Origin of the sequence: Streptomyces sp. NPDC006339, from assembly GCF_040612775.1 — a bacterium.
Lineage (GTDB): Bacteria > Actinomycetota > Actinomycetes > Streptomycetales > Streptomycetaceae > Streptomyces.
In genome coordinates, this window is the sequence record NZ_JBEXQW010000008.1 from 110,762 (window position 1) to 132,896 (window position 22,135).

The window sequence follows — 22,135 nt, forward strand, 5'->3', positions numbered from 1 at the left end:
TCGGAAAATGCTTCGGCCGCGCGCGGGCGCGCGGCGCTGGCCGTAGTCCACACGTGCCGGGGCGGATCGCGCAAGTACCCGGCCGATGAGACCGCCGAAACGGTGACGTTTGGGGCTGTCTCGCCGCAACCTCCGGCGAGTGCCCGTCGCGCTCCGTGACGAGTCACGCACTCTTCGCCCCGCATTATGGGGCTCTGCGGCTTCAGTCTGCCGAACATGCCGCCGGAACGCATGCGCGGGATGGGCGTAAGGTTGCGATTTGACCGAACACGGCGCCCCGGGAGGGTTACCCCTCGGTAAAGATGACGTTTGCCACCGGCGGGGTACACGATGAACATCCCGGCCTCAGCGGGGCTCCCCTCCCCCGGGGGCTCCACCGACCAGCGAAGGAACAGCGTGGCTCCCGCATCCGATCGCAACCCGATCATCATTGGCGGCCTTCCCAGCCAGGTCCCGGATTTCGACCCCGAAGAGACCCAGGAGTGGCTCGACTCCCTGGACGCCGCCGTCGACGAGCGGGGCCGGGAGCGGGCCCGCTATCTGATGCTGCGGCTGATCGAGCGCGCCCGCGAGAAGCGGGTCGCCGTGCCCGAGATGCGCAGCACGGACTACGTCAACACCATCGCCACCAAGGACGAGCCCTTCTTCCCCGGCAACGAGGAGATCGAGCGCAAGGTCCTGAACGCCACCCGCTGGAACGCGGCCGTGATGGTCTCGCGCGCCCAGCGCCCCGGCATCGGCGTCGGCGGCCACATCGCGACCTTCGCCTCCTCCGCCTCCCTGTACGACGTCGGCTTCAACCACTTCTTCCGCGGTAAGGACGAGGGCGACGGCGGCGACCAGATCTTCTTCCAGGGCCACGCCTCCCCCGGCATCTACGCCCGCGCCTTCCTCCTCGACCGGCTGAACGAGACGCAGCTCGACGCCTTCCGCCAGGAGCGGTCGAAGTTCCCCAACGGGCTGTCCTCCTACCCGCATCCGCGTCTGATGCCGGACTTCTGGGAGTTCCCCACGGTGTCGATGGGCCTCGGCCCGCTCGGCGCGATCTACCAGGCCCGGATGAACCGCTACATGGAGGCGCGCGGCATCGCCGACACCTCCAAGTCGCATGTGTGGGCCTTCCTCGGCGACGGCGAGATGGACGAGCCGGAGTCGCTGGGCCAGCTCACCATCGCGGCCCGCGAGGGCCTCGACAACCTCACCTTCGTCGTCAACTGCAACCTCCAGCGGCTCGACGGCCCGGTGCGCGGCAACGGCAAGATCATCCAGGAGCTGGAGTCCGTCTTCCGCGGCGCCGGCTGGAACGTCATCAAGCTGGTCTGGGACCGCTCCTGGGACCCACTGCTCGCCCAGGACCGCGACGGCGTGCTCGTCAACAAGATGAACACCACGCCGGACGGCCAGTTCCAGACGTACGCGACGGAGACCGGCGCCTACATCCGCGACCACTTCTTCGGCGACGACCATCGGCTGCGGGCCATGGTCGAGAACATGACCGACGACCAGATCCTGCACCTGGGCCGCGGCGGTCACGACCACCGGAAGATCTTCGCGGCGTTCTCGGCGGCCAAGGCCCACAAGGGCCAGCCGACGGTGATCCTCGCCAAGACCGTCAAGGGCTGGACGCTGGGCCCCAACTTCGAGGGCCGCAACGCCACCCACCAGATGAAGAAGCTGACGGTCGACGACCTCAAGCGCTTCCGCGACCGGCTGCACATCCCGATCTCGGACAGGCAACTGGAGGACGGCCTGCCGCCGTACTACCACCCGGGCCGGAACTCCGAGGAGATCCAGTACATGCACGACCGCCGCAAGGCGCTCGGCGGGTACGTGCCCACCCGTGTGGTCCGCGCCAAGCCGCTGGCGCTGCCCGAGGACAAGACCTACGCGGCGGTGAAGAAGGGCTCGGGCCAGCAGTCGATCGCCACCACCATGGCCTTCGTCCGGCTGCTCAAGGACCTGATGCGGGACAAGGAGATCGGCAAGCGCTTCGTGCTGATCGCGCCGGACGAGTACCGCACCTTCGGCATGGACTCGTTCTTCCCGAGCGCCAAGATCTACAACCCGCTGGGCCAGCAGTACGAGGCCGTGGACCGGGAGCTGCTCCTCGCCTACAAGGAGTCCCCGACCGGCCAGATGCTGCACGACGGCATCTCCGAGGCGGGCTGCACCGCCTCGCTGATCGCCGCCGGCTCGGCGTACGCCACGCACGGCGAACCGCTCATCCCGGTCTACGTCTTCTACTCGATGTTCGGTTTCCAGCGCACCGGCGACCAGTTCTGGCAGATGGCGGACCAGCTCGCCCGCGGCTTCGTGCTCGGCGCCACCGCCGGCCGCACCACGCTGACCGGCGAGGGCCTCCAGCACGCGGACGGCCACTCGCACCTGCTCGCCTCGACCAACCCGGCCTGTGTCGCCTACGACCCCGCCTTCGGCTACGAGATCGCGCACATCGTCCAGGACGGTCTGCGCCGGATGTACGGGCCCGACGCCGAGGACGTCTTCTACTACCTCACGGTCTACAACGAGCCCATCCAGCACCCGGCCGAGCCGGCCGACGTGGACGCCGACGGCATCCTCAAGGGCATCTACCGCTACCGGGCGGGCGAGGCCGGCGCCGTCCCCGCGCAGATCATGGCCTCCGGTGTCGCCGTGCCGTGGGCGGTGGAGGCGCAGCGGATCCTCGCCGAGGAGTGGAACGTCCGCGCCGACGTCTGGTCCGCCACGTCCTGGAACGAGCTGCGCCGCGACGCGGTGGCCGTCGAGGAGCACAACCTGCTCCACCCGGACGAGGAGCAGCGCGTCCCGTACGTGACGCGCAAGCTCCAGGGCGCCCAGGGCCCGTTCGTGGCCGTCTCGGACTGGATGCGCGCGGTGCCGGACCAGATCTCCCGCTGGGTGCCGGGCAGCTACACCTCCCTCGGTGCGGACGGCTTCGGCTTCGCGGACACGCGGGGCGCGGCCCGCCGCTACTTCCACATCGACGCCCAGTCGATCGTGCTCGCGGTCCTGACGGAGCTGGCCCGCGACGGCAAGGTCGACCGCTCGGCCCTGAAGCAGGCCGTGGACCGCTACCGGCTCCTGGACGTCGCGGCCGCCGACCCGGGCCCGGCGGGCGGCGACGCGTGACGCGGTGCGCCGGCCGCGTCCGGACCGGTGGTGACGGCCGGTAGCCGACGGCCGGTAGCACGGAGCGCCTGGTGAGGGGCGGTGGGACCGTGGTCCCGCCGCCCTTCGGCGTTCCTTACGATGCCGGGCATGAAGGAACAGTGGGAAGAGCGGACCCGGATGCCGCTGCTGGCACTGGCGGTGGCGTTCGGCATCGCCTACGCCGTGCCGATCGTGGCACCGGGCGCCGACCCGTGGGTGCACCGGCTGTGCGGCCACGTGGAGTGGGCGGTGTGGGCCGCGTTCGCCGTGGACTACGTGGTCCGGCTCGCGCTCGCGCCGGCCCGGTGGGCCTTCGTGCGCAGCCATCCGCTGGACCTGCTGGCGGTGGTGCTGCCGATGGTGCAGCCGCTGCGGCTGCTCAGGGTGGTCGCCACGCTCCTCCTGGTGGGTCGGCGGGCCCGGATGGCGCCGCAGATCACGCTCACCACGTATGTGGCGGGCGCGGTGGTCGGGCTGATGATGTTCGGCTCGCTGGCCGTGCTCCATGTGGAGCGGGACGCACCCGACGGCAACATCAAGACGCTCGGGGACGCCGTCTGGTGGTCCTTCACCACGATGACCACCGTCGGCTACGGCGACCACGCCCCGACCACCGGTCTCGGCCGGGTGCTCGCGGTGGGCCTGATGCTGTCCGGGATCGCTCTGCTCGGTGTGGTGACGGCGAACATCGCGGCCTGGTTCATCTCCCGCTTCGAGCGGGACGACGCGGCCGAGCGCCGGCAGACGGAGCTGCTGGAGGCGCTGACCCGGGAGGTGCGGGAGCTGCGGGCCGAGGTCGCGCGTCTCTCGGTCCCGCCGGCGCAGGCCGCCCCCGACATCCCCTCCCCTATCGCTCCCAGATCTTGAAGGCTCTGACCTTGTAGGGCGTCTGGGGCACCCAGGTCCCCCGCCCCGGATAGGTCTCGAACTCGCCGGTCTCCGCGCATTCGGCGGACTGGTAGGCGGTGACCGGCCGCCCGGTGCGGTTGGCGAGCGCCTGGGCGCTCACGCCCGCCGGCAAGGCCGTGCAGCTCTCGATGTCGACCGAGGCCAGCTCGTGGGTCAGCGCCCGGCCCTTGAAGTCCGCCTTGGGCCACAGGCAGAGCTGGCCGGGCCCGCAGCTCCCGAGGGCCGTGGCCGTGGCGGCGGTGACGGCCCCAGGTGCGGCCGCGGGTGCGGTCGTGGCTACGGCCCCCGGTGCGGTCGTCGGTGCGGCGGCCGCCGGGGCCGCGAGAAGGGCGGTCAGGACGACCGCCGCACCCAGAAAGGTCTTCGTGTTCATGCAGGTAAACCCCCGTTTCGTAACTCTCCGTAGTCACGAGAATGGCTCACCGCACCCCTCCGACGGAAGAGGGGCCGCCCCCGTTCCTTCGAACGGGTGACGGCCCCTTAAGGGAACCCTGACGGACGTCAGATGTGGGCGGCTCCGGCGCCCGCCTCCGCGTTGGCGCCGCGCTTGGTGAGCGTGGCGACGAGCGCCGCGACGACGGCGACCGCGCCGGCGACGGTGAAGGCGAGGCCCATGCCCTGGAGGAAGGTCTCGTGGATGACCTTGCCGATGGCCGAGAGCATGTCGGGCGTCATGCCCGGTGCCTTGGCGAGCTCCGGCGGCACCATCCCGAACTCGGCCGCCTGCTCCAGGCGCGGGTCGGCGGGGACGGGGATCCCGGCGTCCTTCCAGTTCTCGGCGAAGACGCCGGACACCTTCGACGACATGACCGCGCCCAGCACCGCCGTACCGAGCGCGCCGCCGACCTGCATCGCGGCCTGCTGGAGACCGCCGGCCACACCGGACAGCTCCAGCGGCGCGTTGCCGACGATGACCTCGGTGGCGCCGACCATCACCGGGGCGAGGCCGAGGCCGAGGAGGGCGAACCAGAGGGACATGGCGAGGGTGCCGGTGTCCGCGTCGAGGGTGATCATGCCGAACATGGCGACGGCCGTGCAGACCATGCCGCCGACCAGCGGGACCCGCGGGCCGAACTTGGTGATGAGCGCGCCAGCCAGCGGCGAGGAGACGATCATCATCGCGGTCAGCGGCAGCAGGCGCAGTCCGGCGTCGATCGGGCCGAGCCCCTTCACGCCCTGGAGATAGAAGGTCACGAAGAACAGGCCGCCCATGAAGGCGAAGGCCATCAGGACCATCAGCACCACACCGGCCGACAGCGGCACGGAGCGGAACATGGCCAGCGGGATGAGCGGCTCCTTGACCTTGGTCTCCCAGACGGCGAAGACCGCGAAGAGCACGACGGCGCCGATCAGACAGCCCCAGGTGTTGGCGCTGCCCCAGCCCCAGGACTCGCCGGCCTTGATGATGCCCCAGATGAGGGAGCCCATCGCGGCCGAGAGCAGCACGATGCCGAAGACGTCGAAGGAGCGCGGGGCGTTCTCGGCGCGGTGGTCCTTGAGGATCACCAGGCCGAGGACGAGCGCGACGACGCCGACCGGCACGTTGATGAAGAAGACGGACTGCCAACTGACGTGCTCGACGAGGAAGCCGCCGAGGATCGGCCCGCCGGCGGTGGAGGCGCCGATGACCATGCCCCAGATGCCGATGGCCATGTTCAGCTTCTCGGCCGGGAAGGTGGCGCGCAGCAGGCCGAGCGCGGCCGGCATGAGCAGGGCGCCGAAGAGGCCCTGCAGGACACGGAAGGCGATCACGAGCCCGATCGAGCTCGACATGCCGATGGCGCCGGAGGCGAGGGCGAAGCCGGCGATGCCTATGAGGAAGGTCTGGCGGTGCCCGAAGCGGTCGCCGAGCTTGCCGGCGGTGATCAGGGCGACGGCGAGGGCCAGGAGGTAGCCGTTGGTGATCCACTGGACCTCGGCGAGCGATGCCTGGAGGTCGTCCTTGATGGCGGGGTTGGCGATGGCGACGATCGTGCCGTCGAGCGCGACCATCATCACGCCTACGGCAACGCCGAACAGCGTCAACCACGGGTGCCCGCGCAGTCCCTTCGCCGGGCCCGCGAGCGGCTCCCGGTCACCCCCCTGACCCTGCGGGGCCTTTTCCACGGTGGTCTGACTAGTCATACCCACGAGGCTAGTGTCAGCCACTGACAATTGACAAAGCGATTCACGCGCCGGTAACTGTCACGTAGCTCACAGGTACGCTGAGCCGGACGAAGTGGCCAAAAGAGGACCGGAAAGAGGACCGCCGACGTGACCGTTGTCCCCGGTCTGCGCGAGCGCAAGAAGCAGCGCACCCGCGACGCTCTGATCCGGGTCTCCCTGGAGCTGTTCACGACCCAGGGGTACGAGCGGACCACGGTCGACGAGATCGCCGACGCCGTCGACGTCTCCCAGCGCACCTTCTTCCGCTACTTCGCCACCAAGGAGGACGTGGCCTTCGCCGTCCAGCAGATGGTGGAGGAGCGGTTCATCGCCGCGCTCGGCGAACGGCCCGCCGAGGAAGGCCCGTTCGACGCCCTGCGCAACGCCGTCCTCAGCGCCTGGGACACCATCGGCGAGGCCATCGCCGAGGTCGTCCCCGTCGAGCTGTACCTGCGCACCTTCCAGCTCATCGAGTCCACCCCCGCCCTCCTCGCCGTGCACCTGCGCCGCTCCACGGAGATGGAGGAGACCATCGCCCGCCTGATCGCCGAACGCGAGGGGCTCGACGTCGACGAGGACCCGCGCCCCCGGATCGCGGTCGCCGCGTTCAGCGGCGTCATGCGGGTCACCGGGCAGCTCTGGGGCCGGGGCGAGGACCCCACCCTGGAGGCGATCCGCGCCCTCACCGAGCGCTATCTGGACCACCTCGGCCCCGCGCTCGCGCCCCGCTGGCGCACCTGAGCCACCCCTCCGCGAGCTCGCGCACGACCCCGCGTACGCCCGCACTCCCGACCGTACTCCCGAGCACGCACACGACCCCGCGTACGACCGCGCGCACACCCCGTCACCACACCCCGGCGGCCCGGGTGATCCACGTCACGCCCGTGCGCGGCCCGGCCTCGGCGCCCCCTAGGGTGGCGGCCGATGCTGCCTTCCTTCGACTCCTCCCCCACCCTCTCCCTGTGGCGGATGCTGCTCGCGCTCGCCGTCGTGTTCGTGCTCCTCGCGACCACCGGGTGGACCACGATCCGGAACCTTCCCGCCCCGGGCCAGACCCGGGAGCAGGCCCTCGCCGCCTGGGCGCACGACCGGATCGGCCACCGCGCCCCGCCCGCTCCGACGGCCCCGGCCCGGACGGTCGCCGCGTTCTTCGCCACCATCGGGGCCGCGCAGGGCGCCCGGCTCGCCGACACCCACCCCCTCGTGGTCGGCAACCTCAACGGAGCCCCCGTCTCCTTGCGCTACCGCGCCAACCGGGTCTCCCTCACCCGCGCCCTCGCCACCCAGCGGGAGCGGGTCGACGACCCGCGGCTCACCGCCGACGGCCGCCTCCAGGCGCGGCGCCTCGCCCACCGCTTCGCCTCCCTCCTGCGGCCGGGACGCCAGATCCTCGCCTTCGACCCGACGGGCACGGGCCGGGCGGCGGAGGTCCTGGGCGACCTGGAGCGGGCCCGGCGGGTGTCGGTGATCGTGCCCGGGGTCGACACCAACCTCCTCACCTTCCAGCGCACCGCGCGCCGCTACTCCGCGCCGGCCGGCATGGCCGACTCCCTCTACGCCGCCGAACGGCGTGCGGCCCCCGGGACCCGTACGGCCGTCATCGCCTGGGCCGACTACACCGCCCCCGTCGGCGTCGGCATCGAGGCCGCCCTCGGGCGGCTCGCCGAGAGCGGCGCCGTCCGGCTGGTCGGCCTCACCGCCGCGCTGCCCGGCGACGCGCGCGTCACCCTCTTCTGCCACAGCTACGGCTCCGTGCTGTGCGGGGTCGCCGCGCCCAGGCTGCCCGCGCGGGTCACCGACGTGGTCGTCGCCGGCAGCCCCGGCATGCGCGTGGAGCACGCCGCCGAGCTCGGCACCCCGGCCCGCGTCTGGGCCATGCGGGACGCCGAGGACTGGATCGCGGACGTGCCCCACCTGGCGTTCGGCGGGGTCGGGCACGGGGCGGACCCGGTGGCACCGGAGTTCGGGGCGCGGCTGCTCTCGGCGGCGGGCGCCGGAGGGCACACGGGCTACTTCGAACCGGGCACGCGCAGCCTGGAGAACCTCGCGGCGATAGGAGTCGGCGCGTACGGGCGGGTGATCTGCGGAGTGGCCGAGTCCGATACGCCGGGCGGCCCGGCGGAGGGGGTCACGGAGGGTGCCGGAGGCGGGGCTTCCGGCGGTGACAGCGCTTGTCTCCGTGGAATCTCCGGCGCTCCGGTCTCCTGACGCGCGTGATTACGGCGAATTTACGATGGTTGCGGAGGGGCGACGTCGGGGCATACGCCGCATACGATGAGGCGTATGGGTGATGTGCTGGCCGGAATTCATGCCACCTGGGAGTTCGATAGCGACGCCGTCGTCATCCGCTTCGATCGGGGGAACCGCACGAACCGCATTCCGAAGCTCTTCGCGGCACTGCGCGAGCGGCGCGTGCCGTACGAGGCGCTGGAGTCCGTGACGCTCGCCCCGGGCAAGCGGGGCACCGTCGTGCTGCGCGCCGCGCCGAGGGCGGGCGCCGATCCCCTGATGGAGGCGGCGGCGGGACAGTTGAAGGACGAGTGCGATCCGTACCGTCTGGTGCTGCCCGCCGACCGGGAGACGCTCGCCGAGTACTACCGCGACGAGCTGCGCTCCGTCCTCAGTCCGTACGACGCCGAGTGGCCCGCGGACCGCTTCCTGGTGGCGGCGCCGGAGGGGCCGCAGTCCTTCAAGGCGTACGACGGGAAGGCGAGCTTCGACGGGACGGCGGAGGTGACCTTCCGCTGGTCCTGGTCGGGGGCGTCCTCGGAGAAGTGGAAGGCCGGCGACCAGACCTTCCGGGTCGGCGAGCTGAGCGGTGTCGAGTGGCGCTCGCCGGAGGTCCTGGACGGCTATCTGCGGCTGGTGCCGCGCGAGGGCCAGGACGAGCGGCCGGTCCAGCCGGACCACGACCCCGCGTCCGTGATCTTCGGCCTCGGCTACGGCCCGGTGCACGAGTCCCTGCCCTTCGCCGCCGCCGTCCTCTCCGCCGTCCGCGCCTCCACCCTCCGCGTCCCCGCCCTCCCGGGCGCCGCGGCCCGCCCCCACGACCCCGCCGGTGTTGCCGAAAGGATTCGCCACCTCGGTGAACTGCACCGGGCCGGCCTGGTGACGGACGAGGAGTTCTCGGCGAAGAAGGCGGAACTCCTGGCGGAGCTCTAGCGGCGCTCCCGGGCTCGGACGCGCCCGGGAGCTCGTACTCCGGTATGACCCGGCGGACGGGCCTCCGGTATGACGTGGGCCGGCGGGCGGGGTGCCTACGCTGGGGCCGTCATGAAGGATGCACAGCGGCGTCGGCCGCCCATGTCAGAGCTGGTGCGCGGGCTCGGGGTCGCGCTCGCGACGCCGAGCGGGCCCGGCGAGGCGCTGTTGGCGCGGGCGGCGTCGCCGTGGCTGCGGTGGCTGCCGTACGGGGTCGCCCTGGTGCTCGTCGCCACGCTGCTGCCGGTCACCATCACCGTGCTCGCGCAGGACTACCACGTGAACGGGGCCCTCGCCGGCGCGCTCGGCACCGCGCAGGCCGCACCGCTGCTGCTCGCGGTGAGCCGGCCGCTCCAGGCGTGGTGGGTGATCTTCGCGGCGGACGTGATCGGCGGCTTCGTCCTCCTCGCCTCCGATCCCCGCCACGACCTGCCCTGGCCGTGGACCCCCATGGCCGTCATCGGCTATCTCTTCCTGATGCTGCCCCTCGGGCTGCGCGAGTCCCGGCGCGCCCTCCTCGGCGTGTGGCTGGTGACCGGAGCCGCCGGGGCCGTCTTCGAGCTCGTCTCGCCGCAGCGGCCGGGCACCGGCGTCGTCGTCCTGCTCTTCGTCCTCAGCGGGATCGTCCTGCTGCTGACGGCGACCCTGCGCGGGCGCGGCGAGGCCGAGCGGCGGCTGGTCGAGCAGGAGACCATCAGCGAGGCGGAACGGGCCCGCCGCACCCTCCTGGAGGAGCGCACCCGGATCGCCCGCGAGCTGCACGACGTGGTCGCCCACCACATGTCGGTGATCACCGTGCAGGCCGACTCGGCCCCGTACCGCATCCCGGAACTCCCGGACGCCGCCCGCGAGGAGTTCGCCTCGATCGCCGCCGGGGCGCGCGAGTCGCTGGCCGAGATGCGGCGGCTGCTCGCGGTGCTGCGCAGCGAGGGCACGGAGGGCGAGCGGGCGCCGCAGCCGGGCCTCGACCGGGTGCAGCATCTGGTGGAGGCGACGGTACGGGCGGGTGTGCCGGCCGAGCTGTCGATGGCGGCGGACCTGGGCGAGCTGCCGCCGGCGGTGGACCTGTCGGCGTACCGGATCGTGCAGGAGGCGCTGGCCAACGTCGTCCGGCACGCGCCGGGCGCGACGACCCGGGTGTCCGTACGGCCCGACGCGGACGGCTGGTTGAACATCCTCGTCGTCAACGGCCCCGCCGAGGGCCGCACCTCGCCGCTGGAGGGCGGTACGGGCACCGGCCACGGGCTGGTCGGCATGCGCGAGCGCGTACGGTTGACGGGCGGCTCGCTCGACACCGGGCCGCTGCCGGACGGGGGCTTCCGGGTCGCCGCCCGGCTGCCGACCCGTACCGCCGACACCTGAGGAAGCCCGTGACCATCCGCGTGATCATCGTCGACGACCAGGCCATGGTGCGGGCGGGCTTCGCCGCCCTGCTCGCCGCGCAGTCCGACATCGACGTCGTGGGCGAGGCTCCGGACGGGCGGCAGGGCGTGGACGTGGCCCGCTCCACGCACCCCGACGTGGTCCTCATGGACGTGCGGATGCCGGAGCTGGACGGGCTCTCGGCGGCGCGGGAGATCCTCAACCCCCCGCCCGGCGTGGTCCACCGCCCCAAGGTGCTGATGCTCACCACCTTCGACGTGGACGACTACGTGTACGAGGCGCTGCGCGCCGGTGCCTCCGGTTTCCTCCTGAAGGACGCGCCGCCCGCCGACCTGATCGCCGCGGTGCGGGTGGTCGCGGCCGGTGACGCGCTGCTCGCGCCGTCCGTGACCCGGCGCCTCATCGCCGACTTCGCCGCCTCCAGGCCCGCTCCGCGCGCCGACCGCGCGGCCCTGCGCCTCAACGGCCTCACCCCGCGCGAGACGGAGGTCCTGGAGCTCATCGCCCGGGGCCTGTCGAACCAGGAGATCGCCGACCATCTCGTCCTCGCCGAGCAGACCGTGAAGACCCACATCGGCCGGGTGCTCGCCAAGCTGGACCTGCGCGACCGGGCGCAGGCGGTCGTCTTCGCGTACGAGTCGGGCCTGGTGACGCCGGGTCAGGGGAGGTAGCCCCCGGGGGTTGTCCCCACCACCGCCCTGAGGCCCGCTGCTCGTCCGACCCCTACCCCGGTAGGGGTTCGGGGTTGGCGCCCCGGTGTGACGTCCGCTCTCCCCTCGTTTCCTTACCTTCCTCTCGCTCACGACAGGAACGGAAGGGGAGACGTCCATGCGCCGGTTCACGAGGACCCTGGTCGCCGCCGCGCTGACCGCCACCACGGTGGCGGGAACGGCGGGCTGGGCGGCCGGAAACAGCCAGCGGGCCGTCACCGGGCCCCCGGTGGGAACGGCGGCGTGGCAGGCCGACGGGCTCCCCGACCCCGGCCGCATGACACCCGCCCAGGTGCGGGCCCTCTTCGCCGGGACGACTCCCTCCCGCCGGCGGGATCTGGCGGCCGCCCACCCGGGCGTCGTCGGCAACCTCGACGGCGCCCCGCTCGCCCTGCGGTACGCCGCCAACGCCCGTACCGCCGGGGGCCGGTTCGCCGGTCAGCAGGTCCTCGCGTACGACCCCCGGGGCCGGGGCCAGGTCGTCCTCGCGTACGGAGACCTGGCGCGGGCGGAGCACGTGGCGGTGATCGTGCCCGGATCGGACGTCGACGCCGGGAACCTGGCGTCCCTCACCCGCAAGGCCACCGCCCTGCGCGCGGCGACCGGCGACCGGACCGCGGTGGTCGCCTGGGCCGGCTACACGACGCCCGTGGGCGTCGGCCTCGACGCCGCCTCCGGGGACCTCGCCGAGGCGGGCGCCGAGCGGCTCGTCCGGTTCACCGAGGGGCTCGCCGCCGTCGGCGCCCCGGAACCCTCCCTCTTCTGCCACAGCTACGGGTCGGTGGTCTGCGGGCTCGCCGCGCACCGGATCAAGGCGAAGGACCTGGTCGCCGTCGCCTCCCCCGGTATGCGGGCGGACGACGTGGCCGCCCTGAACACGACCGCCCGGGTCTGGGCCGCCAAGGATCCCACCGACTGGATCGACCGGGTCCCGAACGTGGCGTTCGCCGGCCTCGGCCACGGCACCGACCCCACCGCCCCCGAGTTCGGCGCCCGCCCCGTTCCGGCGGCCGACGCCCAGGGCCACGACGGCTACTTCACGCCCGGCACGGCCTCGCTCCGCACCTTCGCCGCCATCGCCACCGGAGCCGTCCGATGACCCCCCTGCGCACCACGCTCCGGCGGACCCTCGACCGCATCGAGGAACACACACCCACCCACCGCGACCGCGCGATCGACGGACTGCGTGCCCTGGCCCTTCTGGCCGTGCCCACCGGGCACTGGCTGCTCGGCGGGTTCACGCTCTCCTCCGACGGCGCGATCCACAACGCCAGCCCGCTGTCCGCGTTCGGCGGCCTCGCCCCCGTGAGCTGGATCCTCCAGATGCTGGGCATCTTCTTCCTCGTCGGCGGCTACGCCTCCGTCCTCTCCTTCCGCCGCCACGAGGGCTCCACGGGCGCGTGGCTGAGGGGGCGCCTCGTCCGGCTCGGACGGCCCGTGCTCGGCGTCACCGCCGTGTGGGCGGCGCTGCTGCCCCTGCTGCACCACGGCTTCGGCGTGCCCGAGGCCACCCTGCGCACGGCGTCCACGCTGGTGATCCAGCCGCTGTGGTTCGTCGGCGTCTACACCGTGGTCACCGCGCTCACCCCGTACTGCGTCCGCGCGGCGCGCCGGCTCGGCGTGTGGGCGGCGGCCCCGCTGCTCGGCTCGGTCGCCGTGGTCGACCTGCTGCGCTACGGGCCGTACGCCGATGCCGTGCCGTCCTGGCTGGGCGTCCTGACCATCGTCCCCGGCTGGCTGTTCGCCTACCAGCTCGGCGTCTCCTGGGGCGAGGCCCGGGTCACCCGCGGCCACGCCTGGGCTCTGCTGCTCGGCGGCGCCGCGCTCTTCGCGGCCCTGCTCCTGCACTTCGGCTACCCGGCCTCGATGGTGGGCGTCCCGGGCGAGGCGCGCACCAACTCGCACCCCCCGTCGCTGCTCGTCCTGGCCCTCGCCGCCACGCAGAGCGGCGCGGCGGTCCTGCTCCGCGACCGGCTCGGCCGGCTCCTGCGACGGCGGCCCACCCTCTGGGCCCCCACCGTCATCGTCAACCTCTCCGCGATGACGATCCTGTGCTGGCACCAGACCGCGATGCTGGCCGCCGCGATCCCCGCCTCGTACGCCGGGGAGGTCCCCGGCCTGGTCGGCGCGCCCGACTCGGTCGGCTGGATCCTGGCCCGGCTCGCGTGGATGCCGCTCTTCGCCGGACTGCTGCTCCTCATCGGCCGGTACGCGCGGGGCTTCGAGTCCCCGTGGACCGGGGCCGGCACGGCCCGGCGGGCGGCGGCGGGCGTCCTGGCGGCGGGCTTCGCTGTCTTCGCCCTGGGCCTCGCGTGAGACCCCGGCCCCCGCCACCCCACGGGCCCACGCCTCCCGCTCCACCCCGGCTACGCCTCCCGCGCCACCGACGTGAACGTCATGTCCGGGTAGCGGTCCCCCGTCACCCGGGCGGCGATCGGCTCCAGGGCGGCGAGCTGCGCGTCCGTGAGCGTGATCCGGGTGGCCGCCGCGTTCTCCTCCAGACGGGACCGCTTGCGGGTGCCGGGGATGGGGACGACCGTCAGGCCGTGCACGGCCGCGCGCTGCTGGACCCAGGCCAGGGCGATCTGCGCGGGGGTCGCCCCGTGCTCCGCCGCGATCGTACGGAGCGGGGCGAGGAGGGCCGCGTTCCGCTCCGCGTTCTCGCCGGTGAAGCGCGGCTGGCGGCGCCGGAAGTCGTCGTCCGCCAGGTCCTTGGCGGCGTCGGCGAAGGCCCCGGTGAGGAAGCCGCGGCCCAGCGGCGAGTACGGCACGAAGGTGACGCCGAGTTCGGCCGCCGCGCCGACCGCGCTGTGCTCCACGTCCCGGGAGAACAGCGACCACTCCGACTGGAGGGCCGCGATCGGGTGCACGGCGTGCGCCTCGCGCAGCTCCGGTCCCGTCACCTCGCTCAGGCCCAACTGCCGGACCTTGCCCTCCTTCACGAGCTCGGCCATGGCGCCCACCGACTCCTCGAGGGGCACGGCCGGGTCGCGGCGGTGCATGTAGTAGAGGTCGATGGTCTCCACGCCGAGGCGGCGCAGACTCGCCTCGACGGCGCGCCGCAGGTACGCGGGGTGGTTGTTGATGCCGCGGTACACGGGGTCGTCGGCCCGGCGCTCCATGCCGAACTTGGTGGCGAGGACGATCTCGTCGCGGTGGGCGGCGACGAAGGGGGCGAGGAACTCCTCGTTGGCGCCCTGCCCGTAGACGTCGGCCGTGTCGATGAGGGTGACACCGGCCTCGAGGGCCGCTTCGAGGGTGTCGCGGGCGGCGGCTTCGTCGGTGTCCCCGTAGAACTCGCTGATGCCCATCGCTCCGAAGCCCTGGACGCCGGTCTCCGGCCCGTCGGGGCCGCCGAGGCGTACGGTGGCGATCCTGCCGCTGGGGGTGGTGCTCATGAGGGGGCCTCTCCGCAGGTGGGCGTCCGGTTGCTGTAGTAGCCGATCTTGAGGTCGAGCACGGCGAGGGTGTCCTGGAGTTCGGCGATGCGGGCGCGGACGTCGCGCCGGGTGGTCTCCAGGAGCTCGCGCCGCGCGTCGTGGGTGTGGTCGCCGGCCCGCACGAGTTCCGCGTAGCGGACCATGTCGGCGACGGACATGCCGGTGAGCCGCAGTTTGCCGACGAAGCCGAGCCAGTCCAGGTCGCGCCGGGTGAAGCGGCGCTGCCCGGTGTGGGAGCGGTCGATGTGGGGCATCAGTCCGATCCGCTCGTACCAGCGCAGGGTGTGCGCGGAGAGGCCGGTGAGGGCCGCGACCTCGCTGATCGTGAACCGCTCCTGGGTGGCGTTCGCCGCGCTCGTGCTCTCGATCACGCTCATGGCCACCACGCTAAAAGGTTGGAGTGCACTCGAAGCAAGTAGGCTCGGCGGCATGCAGAGCAGCGTGCCGAGTCTGGCGTCGATCGAGAACTGGCCCGTTCCCACGGCGGCCGCCGCCGTCGTCCGCGCGGACGGCACCGTGGCGGGACGTCACGGCCCCACCGGGCGGCGGTTCCCGCTCGCTTCCGTCACCAAGCCGCTCGCGGCGTACGCGGTCCTCGTGGCGTACGAGGAGGGGGCGATCGATCTGGACGAGCCGGCCGGGCCCGAGGGCGCGACGGTGCGGCATCTGCTCGCCCACACGTCGGGTCTGGCCTTCGACGAGGACCGGGTGATGGCGGCGCCGGGCACCCGCCGGATCTATTCCAACACCGGTTTCGAGGCGCTCGGCGACCACGTCGCCAAGGCGACGGACATCCCCTTCGCCGACTATCTGCGCCAGGCGGTCCTGGAGCCGCTCGGCATGGCGGACACGACCTTGGACGGCTCGCCCGCGAAGGACGGCGTCTCGACCGTGGACGACCTGGTGCGCTTCGCCGCCGAGGTCCAGGCGCCGCGTCTGCTCGACGCGCGTACGGTCCTGGACGCGATGACGGTGACGTACCCGGGGCTGACGGGCATCCTGCCGGGCTACGGGCACCAGAAGCCCAACGACTGGGGTCTCGGCTTCGAGATCCGCGACTCGAAGGCGCCGCACTGGACGGGGGCCTCGTCCTCGCCGCGCACTTTCGGGCACTTCGGCCAGTCCGGCACCTTCCTGTGGGTCGACCCGGACGCGCGCGCCGCGTGCGTGGCGCTGACCGACCGGCCTTTCGGGCCGTGGGCGATCGAGGCGTGGCCGCCGTTCACGGACGCGGTGCTCGCGGACCTGCGCGCCTGACGCGGCCGTGAGGCAGCACGTCGTCAGACGCGTGCCCCAGTCCATCCGGCAGCACGTCGCCAAGCGCGTTCCCTAGTCCATCCGGCAGCCGGTCGCGGCCAGTTCCCCGTCGAGTCCGCGGATGCCGACCGGCACCGCGCCGGTGGGGTCCTCGGCGTACGCGGCGGTGCACACGAGCTGGCGTACGGCCACGGGGTCGAGGTCCTTGACCCGGGTCGCGACCCGGACGAGGACGACCGGGGTGCCGGCGTTCTTGGAGGGGGTCACCTGTACCTGGTAGGAGCCGTGGGGGGTGAGCCGGGTGGTGAGCCCGGCGGCGCGTTCCTTGTCCTCGGGGCCTTCGAGGAGGGCGCTGAGGAGCTTGTCGGAGGGAACGCGGTAGTCGACCTCGGGGGGCGTCGTCGGTTCGATCCCCTGGGCCCCTTCCTCCGTGTCGGGGCCGATCCCGATGTCCGGGCGGAGGTCGCGGGCGACCGGCATGAGCCGTCCGTCGCGGTCGACGAAGAACAGCAGCATCCGGATGCCGCCGGTCGGGTGCACGGTGACCGGGGCGGGGCCGCCGGCCTCGACGACGTCGCTCTTCTGTATGCCGCAGGCGGCGAGCGACGGCAGGCTCAGCAGCGCGGCGAGACCGAGGACCGTACGGCCCAGGACCGTCCGCACCCCCCGGCCCCGGCCCACGCCCTGGCCCCGGCCCGCGCCCCGGCCCGTGTCTCCGCCCGCGCCCCGGCTCACAGCGGGATCCTCACGGTGAAGACGGCGCCGCCGTCGGGGCGGTTGGCGGCGTCGACGGTGCCGCCGTGCAGCCGGACGTTCTCCAGGGTGATGGCGAGGCCGAGGCCGCTGCCCGCCGAGCGGGTGCGGGCCGGGTCGCCCTTGTAGAAGCGGTCGAAGACGTGCGGCAGCACGTCGTCCGGGATGCCCGGGCCCCGGTCGGCGACCTCGGTGACGAGCCGGCCCTCCTCCTCGTACAGCCGGACCGTGACGGGCGGGCCGCCGTGCCGGAGCGCGTTGCCGACCAGGTTCGCCACGACGACGTCGAAGCGGCGCGGGTCGAGGCGGACGCGGATGCCGTCGGTGAGGTCGGTGTCGACCTGGGCGGCGGCCGGTCCGGGGCCGGCCCAGTGCCGGCTCTGGAGGGTCCTGCGGACCGTCTCGGCGGCGTCGACCTCGTCGGTGTGCAGTTCGGCGGCGCGCGCGTCGAAGCGGGAGATCTCCATCAGGTCCTCGACGAGGACGGCCAGTTTGCCGGTCTCGGCGCTGATCAGGCGCACGGCGCGGGCGGTGTCCGAGTCGAGCGTGCCGGCGTCCTCGTCGAGGACCTCGGTGACGGCGAGCATGCCGGCGAGCGGGGTGCGGAGCTCGTGGGAGACGTCGGAGGCGAAGCGGCGGGCGCGGGCCTCGGCGCGGCGCAGTTCGGTGACGGATCGTTCCAGCGCGGCGGCGGACTCGTTGAAGGTGCGGGCGAGGTCGGCGAGTTCGTCGCTTCCCTTGGCGTGGATGCGGGTGTCGAGGCGGCCCCGTCCCATGCTGTGGGCGGCGTGCCGCAGCTCGCGGACGGGGCGCAGCACGCCCCGGGCGGCGAGGAGGGCGGGGACGAGGGCGACGAGCAGGGCGGGCAGGGCGCCGTCGCGGGCGGCGACGACCATGGCCTCGATGTTGGCCTCCTCCTCGCCGAGGTCCATGACCGCGTAGAGGACGAGTCCGGTGGGGTGGTCCTCGGGGAGGCCGCGGAAGTTGCCGAAGACGGTGGGGACGGCGACGGTGAGGTACGGGGTGCCGTTCTTGACCACGCGCTGGAAGCTGCCGTGGGTGGCGCCGGGCGCGCCGGCCCGGCGGCGCAGTTCGGGGGTGAGGACGGTGGATCCGGGCCGGTCGGTGGAGGAGACGCGGACGTCGCCGTACTCGGCGTAGACCCGCCAGGGGCGCGGCTTGCCCTGCCGGGCGATGCGCCGCAGCTCGTTCTGGAGGCCGTCGTGGTCGACCGGGAGCTGGACGTTGAGGGTCTCGACCTGCTGGCGGAAGGCGGTGACGGCGGTGTCCTGGGTCTGTTCCAGGATCGCGTTGCGGGCGGCGCGGTAGGTGAGGGCGGCGGTGGTGCCGCAGCCGACGGCGGCGACGAGGAGGAAGGCGAGGACGAGGCGGGTGCGCAGGCCGAAGGGGCGGGGGCGGCGTCGTCGTCTCGGGGGCCGGTCGTCGCCGGGGACGTGGGCCCTCACAGCGGTCCGAAGCGGTAGCCGAAGCCGCGCAGGGTCTGGATGTAGCGGGGCTCGCCGGGGGTGTCCTCGATCTTGTTGCGGAGGCGGCGGACGCAGGCGTCGACGAGGCGGGCGTCGCCGTGGAAGCTGTGTTCCCAGACGTGTTCGAGGAGCTGCTGGCGGCTGAAGACCTGTTCGGGGGCGGCGGTGAGGTGGAGCAGCAGTTTGAGTTCGGAGGGGGCGAGGGCGATCCGTTCGCCGTTCTTGGCGACGGTGAGCCCGGCCCGGTCGACGGCGAGTTCGCCGTGGAACTCGACGGCGGGCCGCCCGCCGCCGGGCTCCTCGATGCGGCGGAGCACGGCGCGGATGCGGGCTTCGATGACCTCGGTGCGGGCGGGTTTGACGATGTAGTCGTCGGCGCCGGCCTCCAGGCCGACGACGACGTCGAAGTCGTCGCCGCGGGCGGTGAGCATGATGATCGGCAGCAGGCTGGTCTCGCGGACCCGGCGGCAGACCTGGACGCCGTTCATGCCCGGCAGCATCAGGTCGAGCAGCAGCAGGTCGGGCCGGAACTCCCCGAGCGCGGCGAGCCCGGTCTCGCCGGTCGCGGCGGTCCGCACCTCGTGTCCTCGGCGCCGGAGCCCGAGCTCGACGCCTTCGCGGACGGAGGGGTCGTCTTCGATCAGCAGCACGCGTGGCATCTGTGGAGTATCCCAAGGTCGAGAGCGTGGGGGGCGGGCCGGGTCGGGGGTGGCGTCCCGGCCGTCATCCCCGCCGCCGTACGAGACGGCCGGTGGCGCCGGTGAGCAGGGCCCGCACTTCGGTGAGGCGCAGGGGGCGGGCCAGGAGGGCGAAGACGGCGAGGATCGCGAGTGCGCCGGCGAGGCCGGAGGGGACGGGTCCGGCGGCGGGCGGGGTCAGGTCGGCGGTGAGGAGGCCGAGGCCGGTGGCGGGGACGGCGGCCACGAGGAGCCGCAGGAGGGCCGCCCCGGCGCCCGGGCCCTGGGGCGCGGCGCCCGCGCGCAGGCGGCGGCCGAGCACGTACGCCGTGAGGGCCCAGCCGGCCCACAGGGCGAGGGAGTAGCCGGCGGCCATGCCGGTCACGGCCCAGCGGGCCGGCAGGAGCCCGTACGCGCAGACGGCGAGCAGGGCGTTGAGGCCGGCGATGACCAGGTTGAGGAGGAACGGGGTGCGGGTGTCGCGCAGGGCGTAGAAGGCGCGGGTGCACACGTACTGGCCGGAGAGGGCGACGAGGCCGGGCGCGAGGGCCATGAGGATCCAGGCCATGGAGCGGACGGCGCCGGCGTCGGTGCGGCCGTACTGGAAGACGGTGGCCGTCAGCGGGACCGCGAGCGCGAAGAGGGCGCAGGCGGCGGGGACGATCGCGGCGGCGCTGGTGCGCTGGGCGTAGGCGACGTCCTTCCGTACGGCCGTGAGGTCGTCCTCGGCCGCGGCGCCGCTCATCCGGGGCATGAGGGCGGTGACGAGGGCGACGGTGACGATGCCGTGCGGGACGGCCCACAGCAGGTAGGCGTTGTTGTACGCGCTGAGCCCGGCGCCTTCGGCCCGCTGGCCGGCCGCGGTGGCGATCTTCGTGGTGACCCAGTAGGCGGCCTGGTTGGTGAGGACGAGGAGGACCAGCCAGCCGGCCGACTTCAGCGGGGCGGTGAGTCCGCTGCCGCGCCAGTCGAGGCGCGGGCGCCAGCGGAAGCGGGCGGCGCGCAGCGAGGGCAGGAGGGCGAGCGCCTGGAGGGCGATGCCGGCGGTGGTGCCCCAGCCGAGGAGGGCGGTCTCGCCGGGGGTGAGGGCGCCGCCGTCGGAGACGGTGAGGAAGAGGGCGAAGACGGCGATGACGACGAGGTTGTTGAGGACGGGGGTCCACATCATGGCGCCGAACCGGCCGCGCGCGTTGAGGACCTGTCCGAGCAGGGTGAACAGGCCGAGGAAGAAGATCTGCGGCAGGCAGGAGCGGGCGAAGGCGATCGTCATGTCGCGCTGGGCGCCGGTGTAGTCGGCGTAGGCGTCGACGACGGCGGGCGCGGCGAGCACGGCGGCGGCGGTGAGGACGGTGAGGGCGAGCACGCAGAGGGTGAGCAGCCGGTCGGTGTAGGCGACGCCGCCGTCCTCGTGTTCCTTGGCGGCCTTGACGAGTTCGGGCACGAAGACGGCGTTGAGCGCGCCGCCGAGCAGCAGCATGTAGACGATGGTGGGGAGGGAGTTGCCGAGCGCGTAGCCGTCGGCGACGAGGCCGGTGCCGATGGCCGCGGCGACGACGGCGGAGCGTACGAAGCCGGTGGCGCGCGAGACGAGCGAGCCGGCGGCCATGAGCGCGCCGCTGCGCAGCACGGAGGGGCGGGGCGCGGCCCCGCCGGTCGCCGTCTTGTCACCGTCGGTCGTCGTCGCCGTCGCGTCACCGGTCGTCGTCGCGGCCCCGCCGCCGGTCGCCGTCGCCGCGGCCGGCGCCGCGCCCGGCGTCGTCATCGGCGGGCCAGGTACGCCTGGAAGGCGCGGTACAGCGTGTGGTTGGTCGTGCCGGGCAACGGTGTCTCCCACTCCCCCAGGGTCTCGACGACGTGTCCGCCGGTGCCGAGCTTCCAGCGCAGCAGCCCGTGGGCGCGGTCGTCCGGGTCGAGGGTGGAGGGTACCCCGCGCAGGTCGTAGACGTCGGCTCCGAGGGCGTGGGCGTCGAGCATCATGCGCCACTGCAGGGCGTTGGAGGGGCGGACCTCGCGGCGGTGGTCGGCGGAGGCGCCGGTCTGGTACCAGACCCGCCGGCCGACGGTGATCATGGTGTGGGCGGCGAGGATCTCGCCCTCGTGGCGGGCGAGGTAGAGCTTCATCCGGCCGGGGTGCTCGGCGTTGAGGACGGCGTACTGGCGCTCGTAGTACGCGAGCGAGCGGCCGAGCCGGAAGCCGTCGCGCCGCTCGGTGATGCCGAGGAGCCGGTGGAACTCGGGCAGGTCGGCGGCGGAGCCCACGACGACCTCCACGCCGGACTTGCGGGCCTTGCGGATGTTGCGCCGCCACTCCTGGTTGAGGCCGGACCACAGGTCGTCGGTGGTGCGGCCGGTGAGGGGCACCTGGTAGACGTGGCGCGGCTGGGCGTCGGCGCCGTCGTCGGAGTCGCCGCCGCACTTGCGCCAGCCGCGGGCCCGCAGCCGTTCGGCGACGGCGGAGCCGAGCGGGTCGACCTCGCTGGCGAGGACGTCGGCCAGGCGCCGGCCGGGGCCCGTGTGGGCCTTGAGGGTGGCGGCGGTCCAGCGGCGGTGGGCGGGCCCGGGTCCGATGCGTACGGCGAAGACGCCGGCGCCCCGCAGGTGGGCGAGGAGGGGCTGGAGCCAGCCGTCGAGGTCGGGGTCGGCCCAGTCGGCGACGGGGCCTTCGGGGAGGTAGGCGAAGTACTTGCGGGTCCTGGGGAAGTTCCGCAGCAGCACGAGGGCGACACCGGTGAGCCGCCCGCCTTCCGGGCCCCAGCCGAGGAGCTGGTGGGTCCAGCCTTCCTTCACCTGGGCCCAGGCGGGGAGTTGGAGGAAGCTCGGCCCGTCGGGGCCGGTGGAGCGGGCGGCGAGGAACGCGCGGTACGCCTCGGGGGTCACGGGCCCGAGCCGGAGGGCGGGCGCCGGGCCGGGCGCGGATGCGGGCGTGGGTGCGGGCGCGGGCGTCACGAGCATCGCTGACACAACGGGAGCCTCCTTGTTCCGCCCCGGTCGGTGGTGGGGCGCACAGCAGGCTCACAGCCGGT

The 22,135-nt window shown here is 73.4% G+C and carries 19 protein-coding genes; 10 read left to right on the forward strand and 9 right to left on the reverse strand.

Annotated elements, in window-relative coordinates; translation table 11 throughout:
• Positions 1-396 precede the first annotated feature (396 nt).
• Both aceE and ABZ135_RS08890 read left to right on the forward strand, forming a co-directional pair.
• Complete coding sequence (aceE, locus tag ABZ135_RS08885; RefSeq protein ID WP_356693303.1) at positions 397-3,129, forward strand: pyruvate dehydrogenase (acetyl-transferring), homodimeric type; 2,733 nt, start codon at positions 397-399, stop codon at positions 3,127-3,129.
• A gap of 120 nt (positions 3,130-3,249) precedes the next feature.
• Positions 3,250-4,017, forward strand: coding sequence for an ion channel (locus ABZ135_RS08890; protein ID WP_356693305.1), 768 nt, complete (start codon positions 3,250-3,252; stop codon positions 4,015-4,017).
• Here the strand turns inward: ABZ135_RS08890 and ABZ135_RS08895 are convergent.
• Positions 3,998-4,432 carry a peptidase inhibitor family I36 protein gene (locus ABZ135_RS08895; RefSeq protein WP_356693307.1) on the reverse strand — a complete coding sequence of 145 codons (435 nt, stop codon included), beginning with the start codon at positions 4,430-4,432 and terminating at the stop codon, positions 3,998-4,000. The two genes, ABZ135_RS08890 and ABZ135_RS08895, sit on opposite strands and share 20 nt — an antisense overlap.
• 128 nt (positions 4,433-4,560) lie before the next feature.
• Positions 4,561-6,183: an MFS transporter gene (locus ABZ135_RS08900; RefSeq protein WP_356693309.1), complete on the reverse strand. Its 1,623-nt coding sequence runs from the start codon at positions 6,181-6,183 to the stop codon at positions 4,561-4,563.
• Positions 6,184-6,312: 129 nt separating this feature from the next.
• Between ABZ135_RS08900 and ABZ135_RS08905 the strand changes: the two genes are divergently transcribed.
• The 7 genes from ABZ135_RS08905 to ABZ135_RS08935 all read left to right on the forward strand — a co-directional run bounded on the left by ABZ135_RS08905 (position 6,313) and on the right by ABZ135_RS08935 (position 13,814).
• Positions 6,313-6,945 carry a TetR family transcriptional regulator gene (locus ABZ135_RS08905; RefSeq protein WP_356693311.1) on the forward strand — a complete coding sequence of 211 codons (633 nt, stop codon included), beginning with the start codon at positions 6,313-6,315 and terminating at the stop codon, positions 6,943-6,945.
• A 186-nt stretch (positions 6,946-7,131) separates the two neighbouring features.
• The gene (locus ABZ135_RS08910; RefSeq protein WP_356693485.1) at positions 7,132-8,412 is read left to right on the forward strand and encodes an alpha/beta hydrolase; all 1,281 of its coding nucleotides are present in this window, start codon (positions 7,132-7,134) and stop codon (positions 8,410-8,412) included.
• A gap of 75 nt (positions 8,413-8,487) precedes the next feature.
• Complete coding sequence (locus ABZ135_RS08915) at positions 8,488-9,366, forward strand: DUF4429 domain-containing protein (RefSeq protein WP_356693313.1); 879 nt, start codon at positions 8,488-8,490, stop codon at positions 9,364-9,366.
• A 141-nt stretch (positions 9,367-9,507) separates the two neighbouring features.
• Positions 9,508-10,767 (forward strand): sensor histidine kinase, encoded by a 1,260-nt coding sequence (locus tag ABZ135_RS08920; protein WP_356693315.1) that lies wholly within the window; start codon positions 9,508-9,510, stop codon positions 10,765-10,767.
• A gap of 8 nt (positions 10,768-10,775) precedes the next feature.
• Positions 10,776-11,459 (forward strand): response regulator transcription factor, encoded by a 684-nt coding sequence (locus ABZ135_RS08925; RefSeq protein ID WP_356693317.1) that lies wholly within the window; start codon positions 10,776-10,778, stop codon positions 11,457-11,459.
• Between the two features lie 157 nt (positions 11,460-11,616).
• Complete coding sequence (locus ABZ135_RS08930) at positions 11,617-12,597, forward strand: alpha/beta hydrolase (protein WP_356693319.1); 981 nt, start codon at positions 11,617-11,619, stop codon at positions 12,595-12,597.
• Positions 12,594-13,814: an acyltransferase gene (locus ABZ135_RS08935; protein ID WP_356693321.1), complete on the forward strand. Its 1,221-nt coding sequence runs from the start codon at positions 12,594-12,596 to the stop codon at positions 13,812-13,814. The genes ABZ135_RS08930 and ABZ135_RS08935 overlap by 4 nt, the downstream gene beginning before the upstream one ends.
• Positions 13,815-13,864: 50 nt before the next feature.
• On the opposite strand, the gene ABZ135_RS08940 is transcribed toward ABZ135_RS08935, so the two are convergent.
• Together ABZ135_RS08940 and ABZ135_RS08945 are read right to left on the reverse strand one after the other, a co-directional pair.
• Complete coding sequence (locus tag ABZ135_RS08940) at positions 13,865-14,896, reverse strand: aldo/keto reductase (protein WP_356693323.1); 1,032 nt, start codon at positions 14,894-14,896, stop codon at positions 13,865-13,867.
• Positions 14,893-15,315, reverse strand: a complete 423-nt coding sequence (locus ABZ135_RS08945) for a MerR family transcriptional regulator (RefSeq protein ID WP_356693325.1) — start codon at positions 15,313-15,315, stop codon at positions 14,893-14,895. Before ABZ135_RS08945 ends, ABZ135_RS08940 begins: the two co-directional genes overlap by 4 nt.
• Before the next feature lie 52 nt (positions 15,316-15,367).
• Here ABZ135_RS08945 and ABZ135_RS08950 point away from each other — a divergent pair, with 52 nt between their 5' ends.
• Positions 15,368-16,195 (forward strand): serine hydrolase domain-containing protein, encoded by an 828-nt coding sequence (locus ABZ135_RS08950; RefSeq protein ID WP_356693327.1) that lies wholly within the window; start codon positions 15,368-15,370, stop codon positions 16,193-16,195.
• 72 nt (positions 16,196-16,267) lie between these two features.
• Here ABZ135_RS08950 and ABZ135_RS08955 read toward each other — a convergent pair whose 3' ends face one another.
• The 5 genes from ABZ135_RS08955 to ABZ135_RS08975 all read right to left on the reverse strand — a co-directional run bounded on the left by ABZ135_RS08955 (position 16,268) and on the right by ABZ135_RS08975 (position 22,064).
• A complete protein-coding gene (locus ABZ135_RS08955) occupies positions 16,268-16,930 on the reverse strand; it encodes a hypothetical protein (RefSeq protein ID WP_356693329.1) in 663 nt (220 codons plus the stop codon).
• Positions 16,927-18,414: a HAMP domain-containing sensor histidine kinase gene (locus ABZ135_RS08960; protein WP_356693331.1), complete on the reverse strand. Its 1,488-nt coding sequence runs from the start codon at positions 18,412-18,414 to the stop codon at positions 16,927-16,929. The genes ABZ135_RS08955 and ABZ135_RS08960 overlap by 4 nt, the downstream gene beginning before the upstream one ends.
• Entirely contained in the window at positions 18,411-19,094 is a 684-nt protein-coding gene (locus ABZ135_RS08965) for a response regulator transcription factor (RefSeq protein WP_356693333.1), read from the reverse strand. Before ABZ135_RS08965 ends, ABZ135_RS08960 begins: the two co-directional genes overlap by 4 nt.
• Positions 19,095-19,158: 64 nt before the next feature.
• On the reverse strand, positions 19,159-20,874 hold the full coding sequence (gene murJ, locus ABZ135_RS08970; RefSeq protein ID WP_356693335.1) for a murein biosynthesis integral membrane protein MurJ: 1,716 nt from the start codon (positions 20,872-20,874) through the stop codon (positions 19,159-19,161).
• Positions 20,871-22,064, reverse strand: coding sequence for a peptidoglycan bridge formation glycyltransferase FemA/FemB family protein (locus ABZ135_RS08975; RefSeq protein ID WP_356693487.1), 1,194 nt, complete (start codon positions 22,062-22,064; stop codon positions 20,871-20,873). Before ABZ135_RS08975 ends, murJ begins: the two co-directional genes overlap by 4 nt.
• Between the last annotated feature and the right edge of the window lie 71 nt (positions 22,065-22,135).